We start from the raw sequence: 6512 nt of genomic DNA, 5'->3' as shown, positions 1-6512 counted from the left end.
AATCGTAGCCCGAGACGGGCCCGGGCTGACAATTTCGACTGTAATGGGACGTTCTTGTTTGACTGGTAGTTTAAGAACGCCCCCGATGACTGTTCGGATTGTTAATTTGTGCGGGTTGTGGTTTTGCGACCTGCTGAAATTTGAGATACTGTACAACTGTACGTTAACTAATCTTCGTAGTATATTGCTACCCGCAAAACTCAATACCATTGTGCTTCGAGACGCTAAAGCGCCTACGTACAATGGTTGTTGATAGTACGATTTGATTCAACGACAGGATGGATGGTCCAAGCGTGAGTCTCGGCAGCAAACTATCCAACGCAAAGGTATCCTTTGCGATCTTTAAACGTGACATCAAGCGATTGCTCGTGAACCCCGTCGCCTTGGTGGTTACCCTCGGCGTGTGTGTTATTCCCTCGCTGTACGCTTGGTACAACATCGTGGCTAACTGGGATCCATATGGAAACACCCAGGGCATTAAAATCGCTATCGCCAACAACGATCAGGGTACCCAAAACGACCTAGTGGGCGAGCTCAATGCGGGCGATAAGGTGGTCGACCAGCTCAAGGAAAACGATCAGCTGGGCTGGACCTTCGTCGACTCGGCTGCCGATGCCAAAGAGGGCGTCGAGAGCGGGGAATACTACGCGGCGATCGTAATCCCCAAGAACTTCTCCGACAATCTTGTCTCGATGCTCGATGGCAATTACCATCAGCCGAAGCTCACCTATTACGTCAATGAGAAGAAGAGCGCCATTGCGCCCAAGGTCACCGATACCGGTGCCAACACCATCGAGGAGCAGATCAACTCGGAGTTTGTCTCCACGGTGGGCGAGACCGTAGCGGGCATCGCCAAGGATGCCGGCATCGATTTAAAGGACAAGGCAACCCAGACTCAGGACTCGCTGACAAGTTCGGTGTCCGAGGCATCCGACACCTTGGGTGAGGTGCGCGATTCGATTGGCGATATGAATGCCGCCATCGATAAGACGAGTGGCGCTATCGCCTCGGCTGATGCGGCGCTTGCCGGCTTGCAAGGTCAGGCACCGTCGCTGACGCAGGCAATCTCCCAGGGCAACGACCTGCTGGGCGAGGCTCGCGCCACGGCGGGCAACTCTATCACCTCGCTCTCCAAGGCACTCTCGGAAGGTAGCCTTGCACTCACCAAGACGTCAGCCTCCGCGAACGCTGCGATTGGCAAGCTAACGGGTACGGTCACATCTACGACCACCCGCATCGACAACTCGCTCGAGTCTCTCCAGGCGACGATCGATCACAATAAGGCCGTTATCGGGCACTTGGAGATTCTCGTTAATGACACGTCGACAGGTTCCGAGGAAATTGACGCGCGCATTGTATCGACCATCGATTCGCTTCGCGAGCAAAACCAGAAGCTGCAGAGCATCAAGGATGGCCTTTCTGCACAGTCGAGCGCCATGGCAAACGACGCTACGGCAATCTCGAACGCGAGCAACGCACTCAACGCGGCAATTCAGACCGGTACGGCTAGCCTCGGTCAGGCTCAGACCGATCTGGGTCAGAACGCACTTCCGAAGGCTTCGAGCGCGCTTGACTCCTTTGCCGCCGTTTCGGGCGATTTGACCGGCATTGTGTCGGGTATGACCCCCACGATAGCGAGCGCGCGCGGCACGCTGGCGCAGCTCGACGCCACGCTCAAGCAGGCAAAGACCACGCTGTCCCAAACCGACGCCTCCCTTGCCAAGGTTCAGGACAAGCTCGCGACCGCCGCCAATGACATTGCGGCGCTGCAGACCTCTGAGTCTATGGGCGAGTTAGCCGACCTCATGGACGTCGACGTCAATGACGTGGCAGATTTCATGGCATCTCCGGTTGAGCTGACGTCCAAGTCAATCTATCCGGTCAAGAGCTTTGGCTCGGGCATCGCGCCCTTCTACACCAATCTGGCGCTGTGGGTAGGCGGCTATGTGCTCATCGCTATCTATAAACTCGAGGTCGACCGCGAGGGCATCGGTGGCTTTACGGCGCGTCAGGGCTACTTTGGCCGCTGGCTGCTGCTGGTGATCCTGGGCGCGTTCCAGGCCATTATCGTTACGGTGGGCGACCTGGTCATTGGCGTTCAGTGCGTCAATCCGCTGCTCTTTGTACTGGGCGGCATCGCTATTTCGTTCACCTACGTCAACATCATCTATGCGCTGTCCACCACGTTTAAGCATATCGGTAAAGCCATTGGCGTCATCCTCGTCATTGTGCAGATCCCCGGCTCGTCGGGCATGTATCCCATCGAGATGATGCCCGGCTTCTTCCAATGGCTGCATCCGCTGCTGCCCTTCACCTATGGCATCAACCTGCTGCGCGAGACCGTCGGTGGCATGTATTCGTTCAACTACCTGTTCAACCTGTGCATCCTGGGCGTGTTCCTTGCCATCGCACTCTTTATTGGCTTGCAGCTGCGTCCGCTGCTGCTCAACCTCAACCTGCTCTTTGATAAGCAGCTTTCCACGACGGGCCTCATGATCTGCGAGTCCAACGACCTACCGCGCCAGCGCTATTCGCTGCGCACGGCCATGCGCGTCATGCTCGATTCGGATTCGTACCGTCGCGAGCTGCTCGATCATGCCGTGGCGTTTGAGCATCGCTACCCGTACTACATCAAGGGCGGTTTTGCCGCCGTGGTAGGCGTGCAGGTTCTGCTCTTTGTGCTTTCGACGGTGCTCGATATCGACAATAACGGCAAGATCATCCTGCTCGTTATCTGGATTATCTCGGTCATTGCCATCTGCGGCTGGCTCATCAACATCGAGTACATCCGTGCAAGCCTCAACACCCAGATGCGCATCTCGGCGCTTTCGGACGAGGACTTGCGCCGCGAGATGCGCGAGCACACGGCTGCCATCCCTGCCGCCCGTCGCATGTTTGGTCTCAACGCCAGCGAGCGGGGCACCAGGGACAGCGAACAGCCCACGAGCCGTCTGCCGCATATTGGTGCGCATCGTAAATCTCAGGGCAGCGACAGCACAGCTACAAATGATGGAGATACCACCCTGCTTGGCAAGCACTCTAAAGGAGGTGAGGCATAAATGAAGAACATCCTGCACCTGTTTAAGCGTGATGTCCAAAACGTGTCTCGCTCCGTGATCGGCATGGTCGTCGTGATGGGCCTCATTATCGTGCCGTGCCTGTACGCGTGGTTTAACATCGCCGGCAGCTGGGATCCGTACGGCAATACCGGCAACCTTAAGATTGCAGTGGTCAACACCGATGAGGGCTACGAGAGCGACCTGATTCCCGTCGAGATCAACGTGGGCGAAAACGTGACGGCGACCCTGCGCGGTAACGAGAACTTTGACTGGGTTGTCCTCAACGACCGCGATAAGGCGATTGAGGGCGTTAAGTCGGGCACATACTATGCCGCCGTCGTTATCCCCAAGACGTTTAGCGCCGACATGATGACGCTTTTCTCGACCAACGTGAAGCACGCCGACATCGAGTTCTACGAAAACCAGAAGGCTAACGCCATCGCCCAGATCGTGACCGAAAAGGGTTCGAGCGCCGTCCAGAGCCAGGTGAATGAGACCTTTACCAAGACCATCACGACCATCGGCCTTAAGACCGTGTCCAGCCTGCTCGATTACATGAGCACCGATCAGGTCAGCAGCTTTATCGCCAACCTGTCCTCGACACTGGGCGATTCGGTCGAGGACCTGCAGGACGTTCAAGCCAACGCGACTTCGCTGGCGGGCATTTTGAGCTCGACCTCCGATTCGTTGACGTCGGCGAGCGGTATGCTCCAGCAGACGGGTAAGGTCGATGAATCTACCAAGCAGTTGATGGAGCACGCCGAGAGCGGCATTAGTGATTCCAAGGAAGCACTCAAGGCCGCCAACGACGCCATCAACGCCGCGATTGACGGAAGTGCGGGCTCGTTTGACAACGTGTCCGCCGAGCTCGCGAAGGCTTTCGACGCCGCAAACCAGCATGTCAACGTTACGGTGACCCAGCTCAACGAAGCCGCGTCGGCACTCGAATCGCGCGCCAAGGAAATCGACGACACGGCCGACCAGCTCCGCAGCTTTGCCGATCAGGTGAGTGACGAAAAGCTCCAGGACAGCCTCAAGTCTGTGGCTACATCGCTGGGCAGGATCGCGACGGAGTATCGTAACAATGCCAACGACCTGAGGGCAACCGCAAAGTCCCTTTCCGACAGCATGGCAGAGGTCAACAGCACGCGTGCCGAGGTCGACCAGGCCATCGCCGATGCCAAGGCGGGCATCTCGGGCGCTAAGTCCGACTACGATTCCACGTTCTCGGTCAAGGCCAAGGAGCTCAAGAAAACTATTTCGGGCGTTCTGGATTCGCTCGACGGCATCTCGGGCGACCTGGATAGCGCTGTTGCCGGCCTGACCGACGCATCCGGTTCGCTGGCAAAGGGTCTCTCCAAGGCCGCAAAGCTGGTCAACAAGGCTTCCGATCAGCTGGGCGAGGCGTCGGACAAGATCAGCGCGTTCAAGGACGAGCTCGACGGCGCCCTGATGTCGGGTGACCTGGCGACGATCAAGACGATGATCGGCAACGACCCCGAGGGCCTGGCCGTGTCGCTTTCCGGCCCCGTTGCGCTCGACCGCAAGCCGGTCTATCCGATCCGCAACTACGGTTCGGCCATGGCGCCGTTCTATACGATTCTGTCGCTCTGGGTCGGCTCGATCGTACTGGCGGCCATGATGAAGGTCTCGGTCGACGACGAGCTCATCAACGAGCTGATCCCCGTGCGCCTGCACGAGATCTACCTGGGCCGCTACCTGTTCTTTGGAGGTCTGGCCCTGCTGCAGGCGACACTCGTGTGCGCGGGCGACATCCTGTTCTTTGGCATTCAGTGCGACAACCCGCTGCAATTTGTGCTGGCGGGTTGGGTCGCGAGTCTCGTGTTCTCCAATATCGTCTACACGCTCACGGTTTCGTTTGGCGATATCGGCAAGGCGCTCGCTGTCGTGCTGTTGGTCATGCAGGTCGGCGGTTCAGGCGGTACGTTCCCCATCGAGATGACCGGCCCCGTGTTCCAGGCGATCTACCCGTTCCTGCCGTTTACCCACGGCATCAACGCCATGCACGCCGCCATGGCTGGCGCCTACCATATGGAGTACTGGGTTGAGCTGGGTATCTTGGCGAGCTATCTGATTCCGTCGCTGGGCCTGGGCGTCGTCTTCCGCCGCCCGGTCATCAAGGCCAACGACTGGATCATCGAAAAGCTTGAAAGCACGAAGCTTATTTAGTGCAACAGCGTGACATTGACAAAACATCGAGGTTCACTTTGCTGACGCTTTAGTGGGCTGGATTGCGGTGCAACGCTGGTTGTTGCTACAGTAGCGGGGCGTACCGGGGGTCCGGTGCGCCCCGTTTTTATTTGACCATGAGGCGGCATGCGGTCACGCGCGTGCGGACACCACGCCCAGATTGAGCGCGAGGATGTTCCATGGCCCAATACGCTGCCAACGAAATCGAAAACATGCCCGATAGCCCTGTAGCGCGCGAAGACCTGGGTGCCGGCGGCACCTCCCGCGGCGCCGGCGCGCGTTCTCCGTTCTTCTGGAAGGTCTTGCTGCTTTCGGTGGCGGTCATCTGGGGCTATTCCTTTACCACCATGAAAGATGCGCTCGATACCATTCCGGTGTTCGAGCTGGTCTACGTTCGCTTTCTCCCGGCATCACTGGTTATGTTTGCTATTTTCCATAAGCGCATCATCGCTCATTTCAATGCCCGCAACCTGATCGTCGGGCTGGGCATGGGTGCGCTCATGTGGGGAGCATACGGACTGCAAACGATTGGCCTGGCACAGACCACGGCGGGCAAGAGTGCATTTTTGACGGGCACGTACTGTATCCTTGTGCCGTTTGCCAGCTATGTCCTGAGCGGCGAAAAGCTCACCCGCTATAACCTGGGTGCGGCACTGCTGTGCCTGGCGGGCATTGGCCTGGTGGCACTCGATAGCGTCGAGTTCAATGCTGGAGATGTCATCACGCTGGGCGGCGCGGTCTTCTTTGCTATCCAGATGGCAGTGACCGCCAAGTATGGCCGCAAGATGGACATCAACGTCATCACGTTTTGGATGTTTGTGGGCAATGGCGTTTTGAGCTTAATCACGTCGCTGCTATTCGAGACTCAGGCGCCTCTGTCCGTGTGGACGCCGAGCTTTGTCGGCGTGGCGGCCTTTCTCTCGGTGGGCTGTACGTGCGTGGCACTGCTCGTCCAAAACGTTGGATTGGCGCACGTCCCGGCCTCGACGGGCTCGCTGCTCCTTTCGATGGAGTCCCCCTCGGGCGTGCTGTTCTCGGTGCTGCTGATGGGGGAGGCGCTCACCTCGCGCCTGCTTGCCGGCTTTGCGCTCATCTTTTTGTCGATTATCTTGAGCGAGACGCATTTCGATTTCTTGCGCCGAAAATCTCGCCCGCAATTGTAAACAACTTGTTGCGCCGCCCTCCTGGGGCGGCGTTTTTTATTCAAGACTTTAGTCTGCTGGCCGCGCAGCGGCCAGCTTT

3 protein-coding genes are annotated in these 6512 nt (G+C 57.9%); all 3 read left to right on the top strand.

Annotated features, from left to right (window positions below; all coding sequences use genetic code 11):
- Positions 1-293 precede the first annotated feature (293 nt).
- The gene (locus DWV58_RS09615; protein WP_233540562.1) at positions 294-3059 is read left to right on the top strand and encodes a YhgE/Pip domain-containing protein; all 2766 of its coding nucleotides are present in this window, start codon (positions 294-296) and stop codon (positions 3057-3059) included.
- The gene (locus DWV58_RS09610; RefSeq protein WP_117776935.1) at positions 3060-5249 is read left to right on the top strand and encodes a YhgE/Pip domain-containing protein; all 2190 of its coding nucleotides are present in this window, start codon (positions 3060-3062) and stop codon (positions 5247-5249) included. It begins immediately after the preceding gene.
- Positions 5250-5449: 200 nt separating this feature from the next.
- Positions 5450-6433 (top strand): DMT family transporter, encoded by a 984-nt coding sequence (locus DWV58_RS09605; protein WP_117776934.1) that lies wholly within the window; start codon positions 5450-5452, stop codon positions 6431-6433.
- Positions 6434-6512: the final 79 nt, after the last annotated feature.

Origin of the sequence: Collinsella sp. AF11-11, from assembly GCF_003465485.1 — a bacterium.
GTDB lineage: Bacteria > Actinomycetota > Coriobacteriia > Coriobacteriales > Coriobacteriaceae > Collinsella.
The sequence above is the reverse complement of the archived record's forward strand: the minus strand, read 5'-3'. Positions and strand labels throughout refer to the sequence as shown.